The organism is Luteolibacter arcticus, assembly GCF_025950235.1.
GTDB lineage: Bacteria > Verrucomicrobiota > Verrucomicrobiia > Verrucomicrobiales > Akkermansiaceae > Haloferula > Haloferula arctica.
In genome coordinates this window covers 40,676-62,958 of the sequence record NZ_JAPDDT010000008.1, presented here as the reverse complement: position 1 = coordinate 62,958, position 22,283 = coordinate 40,676, and the positions used below count along the sequence as shown (strand labels likewise).

The 22,283-nt window shown below is 62.9% G+C and carries 19 protein-coding genes; 5 read left to right on the top strand and 14 right to left on the bottom strand.

Features of this window, described 5'->3' with window-relative positions; genetic code table 11:
• The first annotated feature begins 51 nt into the window (after positions 1-51).
• Positions 52-1,740, top strand: a complete 1,689-nt coding sequence (locus tag OKA05_RS17830) for an alpha-L-fucosidase (RefSeq protein WP_264488537.1) — start codon at positions 52-54, stop codon at positions 1,738-1,740.
• Positions 1,741-1,831: 91 nt separating this feature from the next.
• On the opposite strand, the gene OKA05_RS17825 is transcribed toward OKA05_RS17830, so the two are convergent.
• Both OKA05_RS17825 and OKA05_RS17820 read right to left on the bottom strand, forming a co-directional pair.
• Positions 1,832-2,161: an HU family DNA-binding protein gene (locus OKA05_RS17825; RefSeq protein ID WP_264488536.1), complete on the bottom strand. Its 330-nt coding sequence runs from the start codon at positions 2,159-2,161 to the stop codon at positions 1,832-1,834.
• Between the two features lie 172 nt (positions 2,162-2,333).
• Positions 2,334-5,114, bottom strand: coding sequence for a PQQ-dependent sugar dehydrogenase (locus OKA05_RS17820; protein ID WP_264488535.1), 2,781 nt, complete (start codon positions 5,112-5,114; stop codon positions 2,334-2,336).
• A 275-nt stretch (positions 5,115-5,389) separates the two neighbouring features.
• Between OKA05_RS17820 and OKA05_RS17815 the strand changes: the two genes are divergently transcribed.
• Positions 5,390-7,087 (top strand): FAD-dependent oxidoreductase, encoded by a 1,698-nt coding sequence (locus OKA05_RS17815; RefSeq protein ID WP_264488534.1) that lies wholly within the window; start codon positions 5,390-5,392, stop codon positions 7,085-7,087.
• Here the strand turns inward: OKA05_RS17815 and OKA05_RS17810 are convergent.
• From OKA05_RS17810 to murI, 5 genes are read right to left on the bottom strand one after another with little or no spacing between them, the layout of a single operon-like run.
• On the bottom strand, positions 7,078-7,653 hold the full coding sequence (locus tag OKA05_RS17810; protein ID WP_264488533.1) for a hypothetical protein: 576 nt from the start codon (positions 7,651-7,653) through the stop codon (positions 7,078-7,080). The genes OKA05_RS17815 and OKA05_RS17810 overlap by 10 nt on opposite strands.
• Before the next feature lie 41 nt (positions 7,654-7,694).
• The gene (locus OKA05_RS17805; protein ID WP_264488532.1) at positions 7,695-8,525 is read right to left on the bottom strand and encodes an aldehyde dehydrogenase family protein; all 831 of its coding nucleotides are present in this window, start codon (positions 8,523-8,525) and stop codon (positions 7,695-7,697) included.
• A gap of 23 nt (positions 8,526-8,548) precedes the next feature.
• Positions 8,549-10,039 (bottom strand): aldehyde dehydrogenase family protein, encoded by a 1,491-nt coding sequence (locus tag OKA05_RS17800; RefSeq protein ID WP_264488531.1) that lies wholly within the window; start codon positions 10,037-10,039, stop codon positions 8,549-8,551.
• A gap of 27 nt (positions 10,040-10,066) precedes the next feature.
• Positions 10,067-10,990 (bottom strand): deoxyribose-phosphate aldolase, encoded by a 924-nt coding sequence (gene deoC / locus OKA05_RS17795; protein ID WP_264488530.1) that lies wholly within the window; start codon positions 10,988-10,990, stop codon positions 10,067-10,069.
• Positions 10,991-11,050: 60 nt separating this feature from the next.
• Positions 11,051-11,848: a glutamate racemase gene (gene murI / locus OKA05_RS17790; protein ID WP_264488529.1), complete on the bottom strand. Its 798-nt coding sequence runs from the start codon at positions 11,846-11,848 to the stop codon at positions 11,051-11,053.
• A gap of 85 nt (positions 11,849-11,933) precedes the next feature.
• Between murI and OKA05_RS17785 the strand changes: the two genes are divergently transcribed.
• Positions 11,934-13,235 (top strand): NAD(P)/FAD-dependent oxidoreductase, encoded by a 1,302-nt coding sequence (locus OKA05_RS17785; protein WP_264488528.1) that lies wholly within the window; start codon positions 11,934-11,936, stop codon positions 13,233-13,235.
• A gap of 3 nt (positions 13,236-13,238) precedes the next feature.
• Here the strand turns inward: OKA05_RS17785 and bioA are convergent, their stop codons facing one another.
• The 6 genes from bioA to OKA05_RS17755 form a co-directional block, all read right to left on the bottom strand.
• Positions 13,239-14,483, bottom strand: coding sequence for an adenosylmethionine--8-amino-7-oxononanoate transaminase (gene bioA / locus OKA05_RS17780; protein WP_264488527.1), 1,245 nt, complete (start codon positions 14,481-14,483; stop codon positions 13,239-13,241).
• Between the two features lie 214 nt (positions 14,484-14,697).
• Positions 14,698-15,546, bottom strand: a complete 849-nt coding sequence (locus OKA05_RS17775; protein WP_264488526.1) for an ABC transporter permease — start codon at positions 15,544-15,546, stop codon at positions 14,698-14,700.
• Positions 15,543-16,436, bottom strand: a complete 894-nt coding sequence (locus OKA05_RS17770; protein ID WP_264488525.1) for an ABC transporter ATP-binding protein — start codon at positions 16,434-16,436, stop codon at positions 15,543-15,545. The genes OKA05_RS17775 and OKA05_RS17770 overlap by 4 nt, the downstream gene beginning before the upstream one ends.
• Positions 16,437-16,528: 92 nt before the next feature.
• A complete protein-coding gene (locus OKA05_RS17765; RefSeq protein WP_264488524.1) occupies positions 16,529-17,062 on the bottom strand; it encodes a prepilin-type N-terminal cleavage/methylation domain-containing protein in 534 nt (177 codons plus the stop codon).
• Positions 17,059-17,676, bottom strand: coding sequence for a hypothetical protein (locus OKA05_RS17760; protein ID WP_264488523.1), 618 nt, complete (start codon positions 17,674-17,676; stop codon positions 17,059-17,061). The genes OKA05_RS17765 and OKA05_RS17760 overlap by 4 nt, the downstream gene beginning before the upstream one ends.
• 178 nt (positions 17,677-17,854) lie before the next feature.
• Positions 17,855-18,847, bottom strand: coding sequence for an L-threonylcarbamoyladenylate synthase (locus tag OKA05_RS17755; protein ID WP_343226977.1), 993 nt, complete (start codon positions 18,845-18,847; stop codon positions 17,855-17,857).
• Between the two features lie 138 nt (positions 18,848-18,985).
• Between OKA05_RS17755 and OKA05_RS17750 the strand changes: the two genes are divergently transcribed.
• Positions 18,986-19,534: a shikimate kinase gene (locus tag OKA05_RS17750; protein WP_264488521.1), complete on the top strand. Its 549-nt coding sequence runs from the start codon at positions 18,986-18,988 to the stop codon at positions 19,532-19,534.
• Positions 19,535-19,555: 21 nt separating this feature from the next.
• Positions 19,556-19,996 (top strand): type II secretion system major pseudopilin GspG, encoded by a 441-nt coding sequence (gene gspG / locus OKA05_RS17745; protein ID WP_319800660.1) that lies wholly within the window; start codon positions 19,556-19,558, stop codon positions 19,994-19,996.
• A 25-nt stretch (positions 19,997-20,021) separates the two neighbouring features.
• Here gspG and OKA05_RS17740 read toward each other — a convergent pair whose 3' ends face one another.
• Entirely contained in the window at positions 20,022-22,208 is a 2,187-nt protein-coding gene (locus OKA05_RS17740; RefSeq protein WP_319800659.1) for an excinuclease ABC subunit UvrB, read from the bottom strand.
• Between the last annotated feature and the right edge of the window lie 75 nt (positions 22,209-22,283).

Below are 22,283 nucleotides of genomic sequence, written 5' to 3'. Positions count from 1 at the left end.
CCGTTCTCTCGACGCCGCGTTCAACCTCACTGCCCGATTTGCCTTCTGCCCATGAAACACACGCTTCCGTTGCTCCTCGCGATTTCCAGCCTCGTCTCGCAGGCACAACAGCCGGGCGAAGGCACTGCCCCGCCAGCCGCTGTAAAGCACTGGCAGGATGACCGCTTTGGCATGTTCATCCACTGGGGGCCGGTCAGCCTCAAGGGCACCGAGATTGGCTGGTCCCGCGGCACGCAGGTCCCGGCCGAGGAATACGACAACCTCTACAAGCGCTTCGACCCCACGCTCTTCAACGCCGATGAGTGGGCCTCGGTCGCGAAGGCGGCGGGCATGAAGTACCTGGTGCTCACCACCAAGCATCACGACGGCTTTTGCCTGTGGGACACCAGGCAGACCGACTACAACATCATGAACACGCCGTTCAAGCGCGACGTGGTCAAGGAACTGGCCGAGGCGTGCCGGAAGCAGCAGATCGACTTCGGCGTCTATTACTCCACCTGCGACTGGTGGCATCCGCTGTTCCCCAATGCGTCCCCCGGCCAGACGAAGCCAAAGGCCGACCTCAAGGCCTACGATGCCTACCTGCGCGCCCAGACCGCCGAGCTCCTGACAAACTACGGGCCGATCTTCACGATGTGGTTCGACGTGCCCCAATCCTACAACTCCACCTTTGGCATCCCGATGGTGGCGGGGCTGCGCAAGCTGCAGCCGGACCTGATGGTCAATAGCCGGGCCTATTCACTCGCAGGCCATGACGATATCGCCCACGCGCCCGTGGGAGACTATTCGACCCCGGAGCAGAAGGTCGGGGCCTTCGACATGACGCGGCCGTGGGAGACTTGCATGACGCTTTGCAACCAGTGGGCGTGGCGGCCGAACGACCCCATGAAGTCGCTCCAGCAATGCCTCCACACGCTGATCCGGACGAACGGCGGCAATGGCAACCTGCTCTTCAACGTCGGCCCCATGCCTGACGGCCGCATCGAGCCGGGACAAGTGGATCGGCTCAGGGAGATGGGAAGCTGGCTGGCTAAAAATGGCGAAAGCCTCTACGGCACCCGCGGCGGCCCTTGGAAAGTCGGCAAGAAAACCGTGAGCACGCGCAAGGACCACAGGATCTTCATTCACGTGCTGGATCCCGCCGAAAGCACGCTCGAACTCAACGCTCTTCCCGTCGCCATCAAGTCGGCGCGTCTTCTCAATGGCCCCTCGATCCAACATGAAACATCGCAAGGCATCCTGAAGCTCGAGATCCCGAAGGACTCGATGGATCCGATCGATAGCATCGTCGAACTGACCATCGCGGGCAACGCGCTCGACCTGGATCCGATTCCTGCTCTGGATTCCAGCCTGATCGATCCCGCCATGAAGGCGACCGTCTCCGCGGTGTATCAGGACAATCCTCGCTACGCGGGCTCAATGGCCATCGATGGAAAAGAGGAGACCCGGTGGGCGACACCCGCCGGCACCGGTGAGTGCTCGCTGGTGATCGACTTGCTCAAGCCCTTGACCTTCGCTCGCATCGAGATCGATGAAGCCGAGGGCAAGCGGGTGAAGAAGTTCGAGTTTCAAGCCGAACAAAACGGCGTGTGGAAGACCCTGCATGCAGGCACGGAGTTGGGCGCGGCATTCGAAGCAGCCTTCCCTTCTGTCACAGCGCGCAAGGTGCGCCTGCAAATCCTCGAGGCCACCGAAGGCCCGACGATCCAGGAGATTCGCCTGTTCGCGCCGAAGCGGTAGCAGATGAAAACAGATCGCCTCGTCCACCGTAGCGGACGAGGCGACAAGAGTCGATGCGAGGAGACCAGGCTTGGCCTCGTCTCGTCGTGGATCAGAGCACCATGTCCTTGAGCGCCTTCAGCGGGCGGACCTTGACGGCGGTCGAGGCAGGCTTTGCCTTGAACATGACCTCTTCCTTGGTAAATGGATTGATGCCCTTCCGTGCCTTCACGGCCGGCTTCTTGACCGTGGAGATCTTCATGAGACCGGGGAGCACGAACTCACCCACGCCGCGCTTGTCCAAGTGACCGCCGATGATGGAACCGAGGCCATCCAGGACTGCCGCGACTTGCTTCCGGGCGAGGCCGGTTTCGGCGGCGATCTGGTCGAGGATCTGAGTCTTGGAATACCGTTCTTTGATAGCAGCTTGCTTCTTAGCCATGCGCCGGGAATTGCCCGGTTCAGGCCGGGAAGTCAAGAGGCTCTAACGATTGAGTGCCATTACGTTCGGTGAACGGGAGATCCAAAAGGCAGGCACCCCCTCCAATCCGGCTCCGACCTCCATCAAATCTCATGCCCATCCACCCCTAGATCGTCGATGCAGGAGCCGCCGCTTAACGATCACCGCCATCCTCGCCCTTGGCCGGAGTCTGGGAGCGGATCCACTCGGAAAGCACATCGAGCGCCGCGGCATCCACCACGTTGCGCGTCACGGGCGGCATCTGTTCTGCAAGGGACGTGGCACCCATCCGGCGGTGAAGGAGCGACTTGGCCGGGTCGCCGGGAACGACGACTTTCCCGCTCTCGATTCCGAAGGTGTTGCGCACCTCGCCGTTGAGGAGGCCTTGGCTGGCCATCGGCGTGTCGAAACGCGCATCCCAGAGCGCGCCGGTGCCGTTCGGGCGGTGGCAATTCGCGCAGTTGGCATCGAGATACGAACGCACCCGCTTCTCCAGCGACGCGGTGGGATCGTCGATTTTGCAAGTATGCGGGTAGCCAGCGATCGCGCTTTCGTCCAAGGCCGCGGAGAACATCTGCAGGTAATTCCAGGTGCGGAGCTGGTTGTCGGTGCGGCCGCCCGGATAGGCGTGATCGCCATTGAGCTGGCGGGTCTTGGGGCCAAGCACGAAACCGGCGTTGGGAGTGTGGCACATGAAACACAGTCCGCTGCCGGGATAGCTCCACGTCTGGTTGCGGGTGCTGCCTGAGGAATCGGTGATCTTCAGCACTTCCTCCTGACCGGCGGCGTCCACGAGATCCGCATCGCTGTGATCCGGCCGCCAGCGATAGGTCGCGCCGTAGCCGAAGCTACCGGCAGCGTCCAACACCAGCACGCGGGTCTCAAGCCGGCGGCGGGTGTTCGTCGCCTTGTTCGTGACGATCTCGAAGTGCTGGACGAAGATCGTCCCGCCCGGCCAAGAGTACTCGCCCGTGGGGGCGAAGCCGATCTGCGCCGACTCCGGCAGGATCACCCAGCGCTGCGTTTCAGCACCGTCTGCCCAGGCGGGACTGTTGAGGGTGTAGGGCACGAAACCGGCCTTGGGGGTGAGGTTCTTGTCGCTGAAAATCCCCGTGCCAGAAAGCGTGGGCGGAAGCCCCTCATCGGCGGTGGCGGGCAGCTTCACTCCACCGACGGGCGGCCGGAGATCGAGTCCATACGGTCTGTTCCCGGCGATCTTGATGCTCGCGCTGGTCACGGAGCTGTCGGTCAAACCGTTCCGCTGCACGATGGCCTTGATCGTCGTGCCAGCGGTGAGTTGGAAGGGCGCAGTGTAGGCCGGAGAGGTGGCGCCAGGGGCTTTCCCATCGGTGGTGAACCGGATCGTCGTCCCGGGAGTGGGATTGGAAATCCGCACCCACACCGGACCGGTGAAGCTGCCGGTGGCCGGCACGATGACCGGCGCGGCGAGTTGATTCTCGATATCGAAGGCGCTGCTGCTTGCGGCGGCCAGACTGCCACTGGTGGCGCGAAGCGTGTAGCCGCGGCCGGGCTTGCCGATCGCGAGCGCCGGGAAGGTGGCCACGCCTTTCACCGCTGCGATTTTGGTCGCGCCGGCGAGCACGCCCCCCGCGGGATTGCTGTCGAGCGTCAGGGTGATGGTGTCGTTGGCCGTATCGACCGTCTTCCCGGTGGAGTCCTGGAGCGCGACCTTCACCACGCCGATCGGAGCGCCGACATTGGCACTGGCCGGTTGCTGAATCATCGCGAGCTTCGCCGGTTGACCACCGCCCGTCCAGTACACGCGCCACAGCGAACCATCGGTGCTGGCGCTGTTGGCTTTGTCCGAACCGCCGGGAATTCCCGCGCGTTCGATGTACCAGAGCGCGCCATCCGGGGCAGTCTCGACATCGATCGGGCGGTTGATCCCGCTCGCGAAATCGTAGCGGGTCTCCGGCTTGGCGGGATCGATCGCCTTGATCCAGCCCTTGTAGTCGCTGAAGAAAAACCTCCCGGTATATTCCCGTGGAAATGCCGCGGAACCGGGTTTGGCAGGGTTGTAAAAATCTCCCGAGCACAAGGCAAGGCCCTCGCCGCGGCCATGGTCGTAAGAATAAGCCGGGGCGCGAAAAGCTGCCGACGGCGGCGGGTCGCGATGCGGGCCATCGATGCCCGGCCAGCCGTAATTGACAGCGGCTGGCCCGGCGCCGCTGTCGTAGGCCTCGAGCTGCTCGTAGTTGGCCCCGACCTCGCTCAGGTAGAGCAGTCCGGTCGTCCGCTGAACGGCGATGCTGAAGGGATTGCGCAAGCCGAGCGCGACGATCGCACGATTGTCGCCCTCGAATTTCTTGTAGTTGGGATTGTCGTTGGGGATGGAGCCGTCCTTGTTAATCCGCAGCAGTTTACCCAGCAGGTTGGTGCCGGTCTGCGCGTTCGAGTCGGTGGAGTTTTCACCGGTGCTGACGTAGAGCTTGCCGTCCTTGCCGAAGGCAAGACCGCCACCATTGTGCCAGCCGATCTTGGAAAGATTGGTGAGTTCCAGCAGCACCAGCTCGCTTTTCACGTCTGCCACATTGCCCTTGAGAGTGAAGCGGCTGACGCGGTTGTTGCTGGAGGTCCGGTCCTTTTTCTCCGGTTCGCGGTTCTGGGTGTAGTAAACGTAGATCCAGCCGTTGCGGGCGAATTCGGGATCGAAGCAAACGCTCAAGAGCCCTCGTTCGTTCCAAGCGTCCACATTCGAAGTGATGTCCAGGACCGGCTTCGGCAGCAGCTTGTTGCCATCGGTCACCCGCAGCAGCCCGTGCTTCTCACAGAGAAATAGCCGCCCGTCCGGAGCGAAGGACATCGTCGTGGGATTGAGTCCCTCCGCCACCTTGGTCTCCGCAAATCCCGGAGGAAGCGTGGCAGCGCCCGACGTGGCTGCCGCCAGCAGCAGCAGGGAGAATGCGGCAGACAACGATGTGGGCCAAAGTCTCTTGGGAAGGATCATGAAGAAGTGCGCTGCGTTTAACCCGGCTGAACACGGAACCGCGAGGAATTTGCACCCCGCCCATCGTGTCATGCACGTGACATGGGCCGGAACGTCCCTCACCTGGCAATCTTGCGGCACGACGTGAATATCGCGACTACTCAAGCGGGTAGCTCGTGCCCGAAGAACTCGTGAATTGCGGAAGGCCTTCCTTCCCGCGGTCCAGGGTTTCCCTGATCCGAAATGCAGCTATGGTCGGCCCGATGACCCCCGAAGAAGAAGACGAGCAATTCTACCGCGACACGGAGCGCACGGCCTTCCCGCCTCTGGACGACCGGCAGCTCTCGCTGCTGGAGCCCCTCGGCCAGCGCCGCATCATCGCGACCGGCGAGATGATCTTCCAAGCAGGCCAGCGGGATTTCCCGATGATCGTCGTCCTGAGCGGCGAGCTTGAGGTTTACGAATCGCGCGAGGGGTGTGAACAGATCCTCGCGAACCCGAGCCCGGGGCATTTCGTCGGGGAAATCTCGATGCTGAATGGCACGTCCGCCATCGCATCCCTGCGTGGCAAAGCCGGGCAATCGGAGATCCTCGAGATTCCTGCGGACAAGCTACGGAAGGCGCTGGCAGATCTCCCCGGCATCGGTGAGCCCATCGTGCAGGCCTTCATGATGCGTCGCCGGCGACTGGAGAGGGATCGCGACTTCACCGGCCTGCGGATTCTCGCGCACCCCGGCTGCCAAGGCGCGCGCCGGATCGATGACTTCCTGGACAAGAATCACATCCCTCATCGGCTGATCGATTCGACGACGGATGAATGCCGCGGGCTCTGCGAGCGGCTGGGCCTCGGCGACGATGAATTGCCTGCGCTGATTGCCGGAGATGGATCGATCTCGCGGAAGCCTAACATCTTTGAAATCGCGAAGATCGCCGGCTTGCTCCGTCCGCTTTCGGCCGGAGAAGAGGCGGAACTCTACTGTGACCTCGCGATCGTGGGTGCCGGCCCCGCGGGTCTCGCGGCAGCTGTGAATGCCGCGTCCGAAGGACTCAGCACCGTGGTGCTGGAAAGCTTCGCACCGGGAGGCCAGGCGGGATCTTCCTCGCTGATCGAGAATTTCTTCGGCTTCCCCACCGGCATCAGCGGCGGCGACCTGACGTTCCGAGCCCAGCTCCAGGCCTACCGCTTCGGCGCGAAATTCTCGACCCCCTCGCGCGTGCTCTCGATGTCCTTTCCAGAAGGTGAGCATGGCACGGCGATCCGGCTCGAAGGCTGCGACACCGTCCTGCGCTCGAAGTGCGTGATTATCGCAAGCGGCGCCCAGTACAACAAGATCGGTGCCGAAGGCCTCGAACGCTTCGAGGGCCTCGGCGTCTTCTACGCGGCCACGTCGATGGAAGCCAAGCTCTGCCGCGACGCGACGGTGTTCGTCGTGGGCGCTGGAAACTCGGCCGGCCAGGCGGCGATGTTCCTGTCCGAGTTTGCCGCAAAGGTCTACTTGGTGATCCGCGGCGATGATCTCACGAAGAGCATGTCGAGCTACCTCTCCAGCCGGGTCGAGGTGAAGGACAACATCGAAGTCCTCCGCCGCACCGAGATCCGCAAGATGTCCGGGGAGAGCCGCCTCGAAAGCGTCGAGATCGAGAACACGCTCACGGGAGAGTGGCGGACAGTTGAGGCCGCCGCGGTATTCTCGATGATCGGTGCCAAGCCCTGCACCAACTGGCTACCGCCCGAGATCCTGACGGACGACAAGGAGTTCATCCTCACCGGGGCCGCGGTCGCGAATTCCCCAGCGTGGAAGGAAGCGAACCGCCCCCCCTACCCTTTCGAAACGAGCCGCCCGGGAATCTTTGCCGCGGGTGATGTCCGCTCCGGATCCGTGAAGCGCTGCGGCGCCGCCGTCGGCGAAGGCAGCATGGCGATCGAGAATGTCCACCAGGTGCTGGGGACTTACTCGTAGGCGGCCAATACCTCGGCTGCCGTCTTCGCGCCAAAAAGTTTCACGGCGCGCTCGCGCTGGGTCTTCGCCTCATCGCCGGGCTCGACCTTCTTTTGTTCCAGCTTGGCAACCATGGCTGGCAGCTTCTCCGCGTCATCGGAGGTCGCGTTACACGTCAGGCGGCGGACGCATGTTTCACCGTCATAGTAGTAGCGGTCCTCGCTCCGGGTATCGATGGTCTTCGGGTTCTCGTCCGTCGAGTCCGGATGAAATCTCCAGTGAGTGGCGACGACGTAAGCGAAGAAGAGCTTCCCGTCCTTGAAGTAGTAATGCTCGTCGATTTCCCCGTGATCCCCGGCGCTATAGGAGACGACGATGGATTTCCACCCACCGTCGAAATCCTTCACGGCGAGGTCGCCGCTCAAGGGATCATCCTTCGCCTCGAAGGCGATCTTCCGTTCGGCCGAAGGCTTCAACTTCTGGACGGCATCGTACCACTGGCGGATCTCCGCCACCCGCTCATCCGGCCCGGCGAAGGCGGTGGAGGAGAAACAAAGGACGGCGAGAAACAGGACGAGCTTTATCATGATGGGAACATGGTCACGCCATCGCCGGGGAGCAACCCGCATCATGCTCCAACCGGGTGCCAAACGGTCTTCGCTTCCACGAAATCGCGGATGGCATAGGGGCTGTCGTGCGCGGCGGAATACCAATCGGTTTTCGGATCGTGGAGCTTCACGCGCTTGACGCTCTCGGCTGCCCCTTGCTGCAACGCGATGGCGTCCTCCTTCGAGGCAACCGCCGCGACCGCCCTTAAATGCTCGTGGGTGGCGAAGGTGGGCAGCATGTCCTTGCGTTCCCCGGTCAGCAAGTTGACCACTCCGCCCGGCAGGTCGCTCGTGGCGAGCATCTCGCCAAGCAGGATGGCGGGATAGGGCGAGCCATGCGAAGCAAGAGCGACGACGCTGTTACCGCTGGTGATGGCTGGCAAGATCAAGGTCATCAGCGCGAGCAGCGGGGCCTCCTCCGGCGCGAGGATACCGATCACACCCATCGGCTCGGTGACGGTGAAATTGAAATGCGGGCTGGCCACCGGGTTCACGCTGCCGAGCACCTGCTCATACTTGTCTGCCCAGCCCGCGAAGTGGACAATGCGGTCAATGGTCGCGCGGACTTCCTTGTCACTGGTGACCTCTGCCATCTCGGCGGCGCGGGCCTCCAGCGTCTCCGCGAGACGATAGAGGATCTGGGCGCGATTGTAAGGCGTGCGCTTCGCCCAGCCAGCACCAGCTTTCGCCGCGGCCTCGACCGCATTGCGCAGGTCCTTCCTCGTGCAGCGCGGGATGTTCGCGAAGAACTCCCCCTTGCTGCTACACATCTCGTAAACGCCCCCCGACTCGGAGCGAATGAACGCGCCGCCGACGTAGCATTTTGGGGTCTTGGTGATTTTCAAAGCCATGGGTCCAATGAGTCGTATGAGGCCTATCCGCGAAGCTCCTCGATGCTGGCGTAGTCCAGCAGCCCGTGCTTGCCACCCTCGCGACCAAAGCCGCTCTGCTTGTAGCCTCCGAATGGGCTGCTGGGGTCGAACTTGTTGTAGGTATTCGCCCAGACCACGCCGGCCTTGAGCTCCACCGCCATTTTCAGGATGCGGCTGCCCTTGTCCGTCCAGACACCGGCGCTGAGGCCGTAGGGCGTGTTGTTGGCTTTCTCGATCGCTTCCTCCGGCGTGCGGAAAGTGAGGATGGAAAGCACCGGGCCAAAGATTTCTTCCCGCGCGATGCGATGACTCTGGGTCACGTTCGTGAACAGCGAGGGCGGGAAATAGAAGCCTTTGTTCGGAAGCTTGCACGCGGGCTGATGGAGTTCCGCCCCATCTTTCACTCCACTGGCAGCGAGCCTCTTGATCTTCGCAAGCTGTTCAGCGGAGTTAATCGCGCCGATGTCGGTGTTCTTGTCGAGCGGATCGCCGACTCGCAGCACTTGCATCCGGCGCTTGAGCTTCCCGATCACGAGGTCGGCCACACTTTCCTGGACCAGCAAACGCGAGCCAGCGCAGCAGACGTGGCCTTGGTTGAAGAAAATGCCGTTGATGATTCCTTCCACCGCTTGGTCGAGCGGCGCGTCTTCGAAGACGATATTGGCCGCCTTGCCACCAAGTTCGAGCGTCAGCCTCTTGCCGGTGCCCGCGAGCGCGCGCTGGATGATCTTGCCGACCTCCGTGGAGCCGGTGAATGCGATCTTCGCGGCGGCCGGATGATTCACCACGGCGGCCCCCGTTTCACCCGCTCCGGTGACGATGTTCACCACCCCGGGCGGCAAGCCCGCTTGTTGGAGAATGGTGGCGAACTTCAGCGCGGTAATGGAAGTGGTCTCAGCCGGCTTGATGACCACGGTGTTTCCGGTCGCAAGCGCCGGCGCGATCTTCCACGCCAGCATCAGCAGTGGGAAATTCCACGGGATCACCTGGCCGATCACGCCGAGCGGTTTGAGCGCCCGCCCGGGAGCGACGAACTCGAGCTTATCCGCCCAGCCAGCGTGGTAGAAGAAGTGCGCCGCAGCCATTGGCAGATCAAAGTCGCGCGACTCCTTGATCGGCTTGCCGCCATCAAGCGTTTCCGCCACGGCGAATTCGCGCGCCCGATCCTGCAGCAGGCGGGCGATACGGAACAGATACTTGCCACGCTCTTTCCCCGGCAGCTTCGACCATGCCGGAAACGCCTTCGCCGCCGCGGCATAAGCGGCATCCACATCAGCGGCATTCGCGAGCGCGATTTCGCTCAGCTTCGCACCATTGCGCGGCGCGATCGAGTCGAACCATTTCTTCGACTTCGGCGCGACGAACTTCCCGCCAATGAACAACCCATAGCGCGGGTCGATGAACGGCTCGGCCGACTCGGGCGCAGGATCGAATTCCCAAAGATCGCCGAACAGGAGTTCGCGAGGGCGGGCGGGAGCTTTCTTGGCAGGCATGGGTCTTATCAGTCCTAGGAGACCTATTTAATAACCGGAAGAGTCATCGCTAAAAGTATACGGCGCTTGGTAAGCCCCAGTGCGCTGCGTCTCAAGCTGGCGCAGCAAGTCATTCAAAAGCGATGACGCACCAAAGCGGTAGCGCGCGTTATTCAACCACGCATCGCCAAGCGTCTCCTTCACCGCGACCAAGAACTGCAACGCCTGCTTGGCAGTGCGAATGCCTCCAGCAGGCTTCATCGCAATCTCCGTTCCGGTCGCCAGATAGAAGTCGCGGATCGACTCGATCATCACCTGGTTATTGCCGAGCGTGGCATTCGCGGAAGTCTTGCCCGTGGACGTCTTAATGAAATCCCCGCGCCGCAGAACCCGCATCGCGAGGAAGGACGCGGCGCGGATGTGATCATAGGTTTCCAACTCGCTCGTCTCAAGAATCACCTTGAGCGTCACCTCGCCGCAGGCCTCGACGACCTGCGCGATCTCATCCTGCACGAGCGAAAGCTCGCCTGCGAGAAAGGCACCGCGGTTGATGACCATGTCGATCTCATCAGCCCCGTCCGCGACCGCCTGCCGGACCTCAGCAAGCCGCGTTTTCAGGGGAGCCTGTCCCGAAGGAAACGCGGTGGCCACGCTCGCGATCTTCACCCCGCTGCCTTTCACATGCTTCGCCGCATGCTTCACCATCGACGGATAGACGCAGACCGCGGCCACCCGCGGGATTTCTCCCTCGTGGGGAAAGAGCGCCTTCTGGCAAAGCGAGGCGACCTTGCCCGGCGTGTCCTTCCCCTCGAGCGTCGTTAGATCGACCATCGACACCGCCAATTTCAGACCGAAGACCTTCGATCCCTTCTTGATCGAGCGGGTGGTGTACTTGGCCACCCGCTCCTCGACGCCGACGGCATCGACGGGTCCGATTTCATCCAACAGGCGACGCAGGGCCGGGGCGGTCATTGGGGACAAACAGTGAACATCGAAGGCGCGACGTCGAACCCAGAATGAAGCATTGTCGCGCTACAGCGACACCCGCTGGATCCTCCCCGGCGAGCGTGAGAGGAAGCGCCGCGACAGATCCTCGAATTGGTCCGAGAGGTCGGTCAGGTGGATATGCAGACTGCCCGGGTCGGTCTTCTCGGAAACCAGGTCCAGCTCGGTCAGCCGGGACTTCACCAGCTCCGAGCAAGTCGTGGCGGAGTCTACCAGCCGCACCCCCTCCGGCAGGAATGCCTTCAGCACCGGAATCAGCAGCGGGTAGTGGGTGCAGGCCAGCATCAGCGTGTCGATCCCGCGGTCGAGCATGGGGTCGAGGTAGGTGTGCAGCGCGGCGTGCGTGGCCGGGTGGTCGAGCCAATCTTCCTCCACCAGCGGCACCAGCAGCGGGGCAGGCGTGGCGTGAATGATCAGCCCGGTCCGCCGCAGGGCGAGCGCGTGCTGGTAGGCGTGCGAACGCACCGTGCCGCGGGTCGCGATGATGCCGATCCGCTGCGCGCCGGGGTCGGCCAGCACCGCCTCCACACCGGGCTCGATCACCCCGATGATCGGCACCTGGTAGCGCTCCATCAGCGACGGCAGCGCATGGGCGGTGGCGGTATTGCAGGCCACGACCACCATTTTCACCCCGCGGTCCAACAGAAAGCGGACGTCCTCGTGAGAGAACTGGCGGATGGTCTCCGGGCTTTTCGAGCCGTAGGGGACGCGGGCGGTGTCGCCGAGGTAAACGATGTCCTCGGACGGCAAAAGTTGCTGGACGGCGCGGACGACCGTCAGACCGCCGACACCGGAATCAAAAAAGCCCAATGGGGCGTTACGCATGGCCGGGAGGAAAGACGGGAAAACCGGGGGCGTGAAGCGGAAAGACGGCGTTGCGCGTCGTCGGCATCAAGGCTAAGCAAAGCGCGTGAACGGAAAGATCGAAGTGGCGGTCGTGGGCGGCGGACCAGCTGGCTGTACTCTGGCCGCACTGCTGGCACTCAGGGGCATCCGCACCCTGGTATTCGACGATGACAAGCGCCCGGAGCTGCTGGTCGGCGAATCCCTGCTGCCCAGGGTGGTCCAGCTCATGCGCCGGCTCGGCATTGAGGACCGGGTGAAGGAATTTGCGCAATTCAAGCCCGGCGTCGGCTTCATCTCCCGCGACAGCAGCCGGCTCGACTTCTTTTTCCCACAGAAGGCGCTCAAGGGGATGCCCAACTACGCCTACAACATCCCGCGGCCGGAGTATGACAACCTCCTCCGCACCCGCGCGGAAGAACTCGGCGTGACCTTCGTGAAACGCCGGGCCCAGCTCGAACGCGGTACCGATGGCCGGGAAATCCAGCTCACCGCCGAATGCCTGGCCTCCGTGCCTGAGCTCGGCGGCCAACATCCGAAGCTCTTGGTCGATTCCACCGGCCGGGCGCGGTCCTTCGCACGGGTCCTCGACATCGGCGCCAAGCGGGGCAGCCGCAATGACATCGCCTACTTCGCCCATTTCGAGAATTTCGACGTCGAGGCCATGCGCGAGGGCCAGGTCGTCATCACCACGCTCAATCACGGCTGGAGCTGGCGCATCCCCCTGCCCGGCCGCCTCTCGGTCGGCGTGGTGGTGGACAAGGCCTCGTTGCAAGGCCATGGCAGCACGCCTGAGGAGCGGCTCGAATCGATCATCGACAGCGAGCCTCTGCTCTCCCCCGCCGGCAAAGGACGCCGCCGCGTCACCCCGGTGATGACCTACACGAATTACCAGCTCATCTCCGACCGCGGCCACGGCCCCGGCTGGGTCTCCACCGGCGATGCCTTCGGCTTCGTGGACCCGATGCTCTCGCCCGGCCTTTTCATGGCGATGCACTCGGCGGACCTCATCGACCAGCATGCTTTCTCACAGGGAGCCGGCATCCTCGATCAGCCCGCGAAGCTCGCGAAGGCCTTCGACAAGGTGTTCGTCGAGCTGCTCGACTGGCATGAGGCATGGGCCGAGATCATCGAGTATTTCTACGATGGCCGGATGTATGCCCTGCATTCCGCGGGCGCCCAGCTCTCGGAAAAATACGGGGAGGCCGCCTTGCCGCGGATGATGGAGCGCCATCTCACCACGCAGATCACCCGCCTGCTTTCCGGCGTGGCAACGCGCAGCCGTTACGGGCGGGGCCTGCTGAAGCTCTCGCTCAAGCACCTCGTCTGGGACGTGGAGCCCGCCGAGGTCTACGCGATCCGCGGATAAAGCCTAGCCCGCCGCCATCGCGATCGCGCGAATGGCCAGCCGCAGTTCGTCCTCCGTCGTGCAAAGCGGCGGCATCAGCACGATCGTGTCACGGATCGGACGCGTAAGCAGGCCCTGCTCGCGGGCTGCCAAACAAACCTGCGCGCCACCGCCATCCACCTCGATCCCGGCCACGAAGCCGCATTGACGGACAGCCCGAACCCTTGGAGTCGTCGTCCTCAGCTCATCTAACAATTCCGCCATCAAGGCGATCTTCGGCCGCAAGCGCTCCAAGACCCTCTCCTCCTCGAACACATCGAGGCTCGCCAACGCCACCGCGCAGCCCAGCGGATTCGCCGTGTAACTATGACCATAGTAGAACGCGCGATCATCAGCCCCGAGGAAGGCGTCATACACCGCAGCCGTCGCAAGCGTCGCCGCCATCGGCATGTAGCCACCCGTCAGTCCTTTCGCGAGGCACAGGAAATCCGGGATCACCTCTTCGTGCTGGCAGGCGAACATTTTCCCCGTGCGACCGAAGCCGGTCATCACCTCGTCCAACATCAGGTGAACGTCGTGGGCATCGCACCAGGCACGCAGCTCGCGTAGCATGCCGGCCGGCCACGGGCGCATTTCATTCACGCCTTGGATCAAGGGCTCGATCACCACGGCCGCGGTAGATCTCACCGCCTCTGCTGGCAAGTGACGCAGCGCCCCCATCCCCGAAACAAAGGTCACCGGCACCCCATGACGACGGAAGCGGTCGTGAAAGCGCGACACCCCACCAAGCGACGCCGCCCCCATGGTATCTCCATGGTAGGCCTGGTCGAAGGCGATGAAGCCAGTGCGCTCCGGCTCACCAGTCTGCTGGCGATACTGGATCGCCATTTTCATCGCGCACTCGATCGCGGTGGAGCCGTCGTCGGAAAAGAACACGCGCTCCAGCGTGCCGGCCGGGAAAAAACCACACAGCCGCTCCGCCAGTTCACTCGCCCGGGGATTCGCAAAGCCGAGGTAGGAGGTGTGCGCGACTTCGCCGAGCTGGCGGGTGATCGCGGCATTCAGCGCCGGGTGATTGTGCCCGTGGATGTTCGTCCAGATGGAAGAGTTTCCGTCGAGATACTTGCGGCCTTCCGAGTCCCACAGCCACGCGCCTTCGCCACGGACCAGCACCAACGGCTCCCCGTCAGTCCAAGCCTGTTGGGGCGTGAAAGGGTGCCAGCAGTGCGCCTTGTCGGCCTCGATCCAGCGTCGCGTATCGTCCCGCATCGCGGCCAGTTTTGGCCCGGACCGGGCGGGTGGAAAGCAAAGTTCCCGACCTACGCGATCAGGGAATACCGGAATCCGCGGCGGCGTGCGAATCTGTCCACGTTCGGCAACGAACCAGTTCGAAAAAATGATCTCCCTCTCTGCGGGCGATCGGCGACTCCCGGGGACGGCGACCCCCGGGGAGACCCGCCGGTCGCCCGCTGTGTTTTTCCGGCTAGGTCTTGAAATCCCGCAGCCGGAACGCGGTGTAGCCGATCAGGAACAAGGTGGCATTCAGGCCGAAGAGAAACGCATACGACCCCGCGATCTTCGGCCACGAGATGTAGTTATCCATCAAATACAGCCAGCAGCTCATTCGCCACGTCACGAACCATTGCTCGTAGGGCTGGAAGAACGGGAACTTCTGGAGGATCATGTCCATGAAGAGCAATGCCAGCGTTACAATGGTCGCCGCAGCCGGCTTGATCTTGAAACACGAGAACATGAAAGCCAGCGACGAAAGGGTGATCATACTGACGGCGATTCCGGTCGCTCCGAGAGCGAGGCGGCCGGCGCCCTCCGACCACGTCGGATAGACGGCAAAGACCTTCATCGTCGGCTCCATCACGAAGAGCCCCCCACCCGCGCCCATCGCCGCCACCGCCATGCCGTAGCCCGTCACCCCGACGAAAAAGACGAACGTGAAGGTATAGATGATTATTGCCGCATACTTCACCAGCAGCAGGCGCAAGCGGCCGACCGGGCGTGACAACACAAGCCGCAGGTTCCCATCTTCGGTCTCCTTCGCGACAATATCACCCGCGACCAGCGCGAAGAAAATCGAGCCGAGCAAGAACATGCTCAGCACCATGATCATGAAGGTAATCGAAAGTGAGCTGAAATAGGTCGCGAACGAATAGCCGTTCCGTTCGATCAAATCCCGCATGTACTGCTGGCCGCGACCGAACTTGTAAACGATGAGGATCAGAGCCTCCAGAGCAATGAAAACGCCATAGCCCAAGAATGTCCGGGGCCGACCGAAGAGCTTGCGGAGTTCGCCGCGGAGTTGGCGGAGGAAATTCATGCGTCGGAGTGGCTCGTCGAGATTTCCAAATACAGGTCCTCCAGCGATCTTCGCACCGGCGCGAAGGCGGCAACGCGGATGCCACAGCCGACCAGCGCCGCGACAAACAATGCGGGATCGGCGTCTGCCGGCAAAGCGATGCGCCCCGGAGCCAGCACCTGCGCATCATTGAGTTCGAGGAAAGCCTTCGCCTGATCCCACGGCTCCAGGTTCACCTCATAGACCGGGGCTTCCTCGCGCAGGTCATCCAGCGACCCCTCATGCACCAGCCGACCCTCCCGGAGGATGGTCACGCGGTCGCACATCTGCTCGACCTCGGCGAGCAGGTGGGAATTGAAAAGCACGGTCATCCCCCGGTCCTTCCGCAGGTCGAGGATGAAATCGCGGAACCACTTGATGCCTTCCGGATCGAGGCCGTCGGTCGGCTCGTCTAACAAGAGCACCTGCGGCTCCGGCAACAGCGCCTGGGCAAGCGCCAGCCGCTGCCGCATGCCATGCGAGTAGCTGCCCACCTTGCTGCGGATGCGCTTGGTCAGCCCCACCCGCTCGACCACCTCTCGCGCCAGCTTTTCATCAAACCATCCCGAGTAACCGGCCAGGATGCGGAGATTCTCCCAGCCGCTGAGATAGTCGTAAAAGGCCGGACTCTCGAAAATCGCGCCCACCTGATTCAGCGCCCCGGCATGATCCTCCTGAACCGACACGCCACCAATGCGCGCCTCGCCTTTGTCCGGCTCCACCATGCCGAGTATGATCCCCAGCGTGGTGCTCTTGCCCGCACCATTGTGGCCGAGCAATCCGTGAATCTCACCGCGCTTCACCTCGAACGACACATCGTGCAACGCCGGCTTCCCGCCGAAGGATTTGCAAAGACCGGTGACGCGAAGCATGGGAGGAGATGGCGGATGTTAGATGGCGGATTTCAGAAAGCGGCAGCGTCAGGCATCTACGGTCTACCATCTACAATTTCCCATCTTGCCTTTCACTGGTTCACGCCGAACTCGACCTTGCTGGATGCGGAGAGATCGGCGTAGAGGAAATTCACGCCGGACTCGCCGGGGTGCCAGTCTTCCTTGTCGGTGACGAGCGGGATGCGGCGGTCGTCGCCCTCCTTGCCGAAGAAGACGAGCTTCAAGCGATTGCGCCCGCTCTGGCTGGAGTTCCACAGGTAGCTGCAGCCGGATGCCTCGAAGCACTTGTGATCGGCGGGGCAGTGAAATGCTTCCGGGTTGGAAAGGTAGCTCGCGAGTTCCGTTTCGAGCACCGGTGTGTCCTCGTTCTTGCCTTTGCGGCCGGCCGCAATTTCCGGCATCGTCTGGGCATGATCCTGCAAGTAGGCCTCCAGGCCGGTGCCGATCTGCCGAAGGTTCGATAAACACGCAGCATTGCGCGACTTGGCCATGACCGAACGACCGACCGGAACGGCAATCGCAGCGAGAGCCACGATGATGGCGAGGACGATCAGCACCTCGGTGAGGGTGAAGCCCGGCTGCCTATGACGAGAGGAAAGTTTCATCGCGGTGGCTGTCCGAATTCCTGGCCCCGCAGGCCCTGCATCACCTCGTTCATTGACTCCATCAGCGGCGCGAGGTCGAGCTTGGTGTCGGCACTGGCTTTCTCAAAATAGGCGCGCATGCCTTCCCCCGCGATGGTCTCCAGCAAGTCGTCGCCGAGCTCACGCGCCCGTGCCATTTCCTCCTCTGTCTTGCCGCTCTCGATCTCGCGCAACCCTTGCTCCACGAATTCCTTCCGCTTCTCTGGCGGCAGCGCATCCATCGCCTCCATGAACTTGCCCATCGACTCCCGCACCGTGAGGTCGATGAAGAGCTTCTTCTCCGGCGGACTCATCCGGCGGAAAAACCCCTCGGTCGTGCGGTCCTCCCGCGTCTTCTGCCGCTCGGCGAAATCGAGCCGGTTCACCAGGCCCGCGATCTCACGGAGCTTCTTCTCCCGTCCGGAGTCGGTGCCTTCCCGACCCGCCCAGTCATCAAATGCCGCCGCCTCGATCTCCCTGTTGACCTTCTCCGCGGTGACCTCCCTCGACCCCGCGAACGCCCGCATCGCAACCACACCACCCCAGATCAGGGCGAGCAGAAGGGCGGTCTGGAGGAGAACACGGTGGCGGCGCATGGAATGAACCACAGCCTAGGCGGGATCCTAACACGCGCAAGTAGCCAACCCCCGCGGGCGACTTCTGCTTCCGCAAGGCGACACCTTCCGTAGGCGCATTGGTAACAATGCGGAGTGGTCCCCAGCGGCAGACCACTCCCCCCGCTCCCGCGGTGTCACCACCGCACCTACCAGGAACTCACCCCTGCGAAACCGCCGCCCGCCGCAGCCGGTCCATGATCGCCACGCCCAGCCCCGTCTCACTCACCGGCTCCGCCACGATCGCGTCCAGCCCCTGTTCATCGAGGAAGCGCATCACGTAAAACAGCCGCACCGCCGCCTCGATCAGCTTGCCGCTGCCAGGGCTCAGCTCCTCGACCACCTCCCACTCGTGGAGGTCCATGTAGCCGGCCTTCGGGTCGCCGCGGTAGCTCAGCAGCCCGTATTTTTTCCCGGGCTCCGGCCGGAAATCCTCCGGCTTTTCAAACATCAGCAGCGGCGTCCGCGGCGCGTAGTGGCTCTCCAGTTGGCCGGGCGCATCAGGCTGGTCGGTCACGCGCTTTTCAATGACCACCTTGCCAAATTTCTGGAGCTCCTCCTTGGTCACCGGCCCCGCCCGCAGCACGTGGATCAGCGGCCGCTGCTCGCCCCGGGACTCGATCTTCACGATCGTGCTCTCGATTCCCTCGCGGCACGCGCCGCCGTCGATGATCAGCGGGATGCGGCCGTCGAGCTCCTTCATCACCGCGCCAGCGGAAGTCGGCGAAATGCGGCCGAAGCGGTTCGCGCTCGGCGCCGCGATCGGCCGGCCCAGCGCCTTGCCGATGTTGCGGAAAATCACGCTGCCGCTCTGCCTCACGGCCACCGTCGGCAGGCCGCTGGTCACCAGATCCGGCACCTTGTCGGTCTTCGGCAGCACGATCGTCAGCGGCCCCGGCCAAAACGCTCCGGCCAGACTTTTCACCACGCCGGCGATGTCCTCCGGCAGCTCCGCCACCTCGGCGAGTTCCTTGAGGGAGGAAATGTGGACGATTAGCGGGTCGAAGGCCGGGCGTTCCTTGGCGGCGAAGACCTTCGCGACCGCATCCGCATTGAAAGCGTCGGCGGCGAGGCCATAGACCGTCTCGGTCGGCACGGCCACAATTTCCCCGGCGGCAAGCAAGGCGACGGCCTCGCCCACGGCGGTCTTCATGTCTTCTTCGTCAACGGACAGGATGCGGGTCTCTGGCACGGCGCGAGCTTGGCAACGGCCCGCGGGACGGGCCAGCCCGTATTTACATTTGCAGGATTGGAACTTTCCGCGCCCTTCCACCACCGTTACGCTTCTGCCATGCAACCCGCGGACGGACTCCCAAAGAACATCGTGCTGATCGGCTTGATGGGCTGCGGGAAGACCACGGTGGGCCGCAAACTCCAGGCCCTGCTCGGCTATCCGCTGGTCGATACCGACCATCTGATCGAGGAAAAAGCCCGCATGGCGATCACCGAGATCTTCGCCCGGCGTGGCGAACCGGCCTTCCGCGAGCTGGAAAGTGCCGTGCTCAATGAGCTCTCCGCACCCGGCACGCCCCGGCGGATCATCGCGACCGGCGGCGGCATCGTCGGCCGCCGGGCCAACCGCAAGCTGCTGTCCAAGCTCGGCTACGTCGTCTGGCTGCAAGCGCCGGTGGACGTCATCCTCCAGCGCACCGCCCGCAACCGCGAGCGTCCGCTGCTCCAGACCGAGAATCCCCGGGAAAAGATCGAAAGACTCCTCATCGAGCGCAGCCCGCTCTACCACGAGATCGCAGATCTGGAGTTGGAGACCTCCGGCCTGGAGACAGAAGAGATCGCCTGCGGTATTTTAGAGAGCGCGCGATATCATTTCGCCCGTCCCTGACCCGTTTACCGCCCGCCCGCCATACCGCGCCACGCACTTTCGCTTTTCGCGATTCTCTGCCTGCTCGGCCTCTCGTCTCCCCTCGCGGCGGACGGACTCGTGACCGGCTTCCTGAAGGGCCAGACAGAAAAGGCCAAGCGCCAGCGGGTCGAAGCCGACGGCAAGACCATCGCGGCGGCGCTGGAAATGTACAAGCTCACCACGGGCGACTACCCCACTGACAAGCAGGGGCTGATCGCGCTCGTGGAAAAACCCACCGAAGCTCCAGTTCCCAAGCGTTGGATGCGATTCATGGACAAGGTCCCACGTGATGCCTGGAATCGCGAATATCGCCTCGTCGTCCGCACGAAGAACGAGAAGCAAGTTCTGGTCATCCTCAGCGACGGCCCCGACGCCGAAGCACTCACGGACGACATCGAAATGCCGGTGGAAAAGCCCGAGCCAAAGCCCGAAGCGAAGTGACCTGACAGCTTGGCAGTCCTTCTTTCTAACGCTTCCTGCCCCGTCCCCCACCCTTCGGATACTTCACCGGCTTCCGCTCCGCCGTGGCAGCGGGATTGCCCACCTTCAGCGCCTTGATTTGGTCGCGCAAGTGAGCGGCCCGCTCGAACTCGAGCTTGGCGGACGCGTCCAGCATCTCCTTCTCAAGCTCGGCGATCACGCGGACCTTGTTATAAACGGCCTCGTCTTCCGAAACCATCGAGCGCTCCAGCTTGTCGGCTTGCTCGCGTTGGTTTGAGTAAAGCTGCAAGCTCTCCTGCACCGCACGCTTCACGCTCTGCGGCGTGATGCCGTGCTTCTCGTTGTGCTCCATCTGCCGGCTGCGGCGATACTCGGTCACGTCGATCAACTTCTGGATAGAATCGGTCACCGAGTCACAGAATAGCACGCACTGCCCATTCAAGTGGCGCGCCGCACGGCCCGCCGTCTGGATCAAGCTCGTCTCATTGCGCAGGAAGCCCTCCTTGTCCGCATCCAGGATGCAGACCAGCGAAACCTCCGGCAGATCCAGACCTTCCCGCAGCAGGTTGATCCCCACCAGAATGTCGAACGCCGCCGCCCGGAGCTGACGCAGAATCTCCACGCGCTCCACCGTATCGATGTCCGCATGGATGTAGCGCACCTTCAGTCCTGTCCCTTGCAGATACTCGGAAAGATCCTCCGCCGTCTTCTTTGTTAGAGTCGTCACCAGCACCCGCTCGCCCCTTTCCACACGCTGGCGACAAAACTCGATCGTCTCGTCGATCTGGTGCTTCAGCGGTCGCAGGATCAGCGTGGGATCCAGCAAGCCGGTCGGCCGGATGATCTGCTCCACCACCAGCGGCTTGCCGGGTTTTTCCGGATCGAAATCTCCCACCGACTCCGCACTGCCACTCGGCGTGATGCGCAGCTTCTTCAAATCGATGTGCGTGAATCCCCGGTCATCCCCCCGCCCCTTCACCGGAATGAACCGCCGGTTCTCGGGCCGCGAATTGACGATCTCGAACGGCCCCGGCGTCGCCGAAACGTAGAGCCGCTGCCTCGTCATGTGCATGAACTCGTCAAACCGCAGCGGCCGGTTGTCCAGCGCACTCGGCAGGCGGAAGCCGTGCTCCACCAGCACCGTCTTGCGGCTCTTGTCGCCCTCATACATGCCCCCGACCTGCGGGATCGTGGCGTGGCTTTCATCCATCATCAGCAGGTAGTCGTCGGGAAAGAAATCTAACAGCGTGTGCGGCCGCGACCCCGGCGCACGTCCGGTCAAGTGACGCGAGTAGTTCTCGATCCCCTGGCAGAAGCCCATCTCCTGCATCATCTCGATGTCGTAGTCCGTGCGCATCCGCAACCGCTGCGCCTCGATCAATTTCCCCTCCTTCTCAAACGCCGTCACCGAAGCATCCGCCTCTTTGCGGATCTCCACGATCGCCTTCTTCATCTTGTCCCCCGGCGTCACGAATTGCTTCGCCGGAAAGAAGGTGTGCTTGTCCACGCGATCGATCGTCTTCCCCGTCAACGTGTCGATGGTCGTAATGCGATCGATCTCGTCGCCGAAAAACTCCACCCGCACCGCCGTCTCATCGAGATACGCCGGATGCACTTCCACAACATCCCCGCGCACGCGGAACTTCCCGCGGCCGAAAGCAATGTCATTCCGCTCGAAAAGGATCGCCACCAGCGCCTGCAGCAAATCATCGCGCCGGATCTGCTGCCCCACCCACACCGGCACCATCATGCCCTCGTAGTCATCCGGCGAACCCAAGCCATAGATGCACGAGACCGACGCGATCACGATCGTGTCCTCGCGCGTCAACAGCGAGCCCATCGTCGAGAGCCGCAAGCGCTCGATCTCATCATTGATCGACGAATCCTTCTCAATGTAGGTGTCCGTCCGCGGAATGTAAGCCTCGGGCTGGTAGTAGTCGAAATAGCTCACGAAATACTCCACCGCATTGTGCGGGAAGAAGTTCTTGAACTCCGAGTAGAGCTGCGCCGCCAACGTCTTGTTGTGGCTCATGATCAGCGTCGGCTTCCCGATCTGCTCGATCACGTTCGCCATCGTGAAGGTCTTCCCCGACCCCGTCACCCCCAGCAGTGTCTGGTGCGTATTGCCCGCGCGGATCGACTTCACGAGCTTCGCGATCGCCTGGGCCTGGTCGCCTTCGGGAGAGTAGTCGCTGGTAAGTTGGAACGGCATCCGGCCCCTGTGTAGGCGCGGAAGGTGCCGCTCGCAAGGGCAGCCAAACGAAGATGCGGGCCATCCCGTACGCCC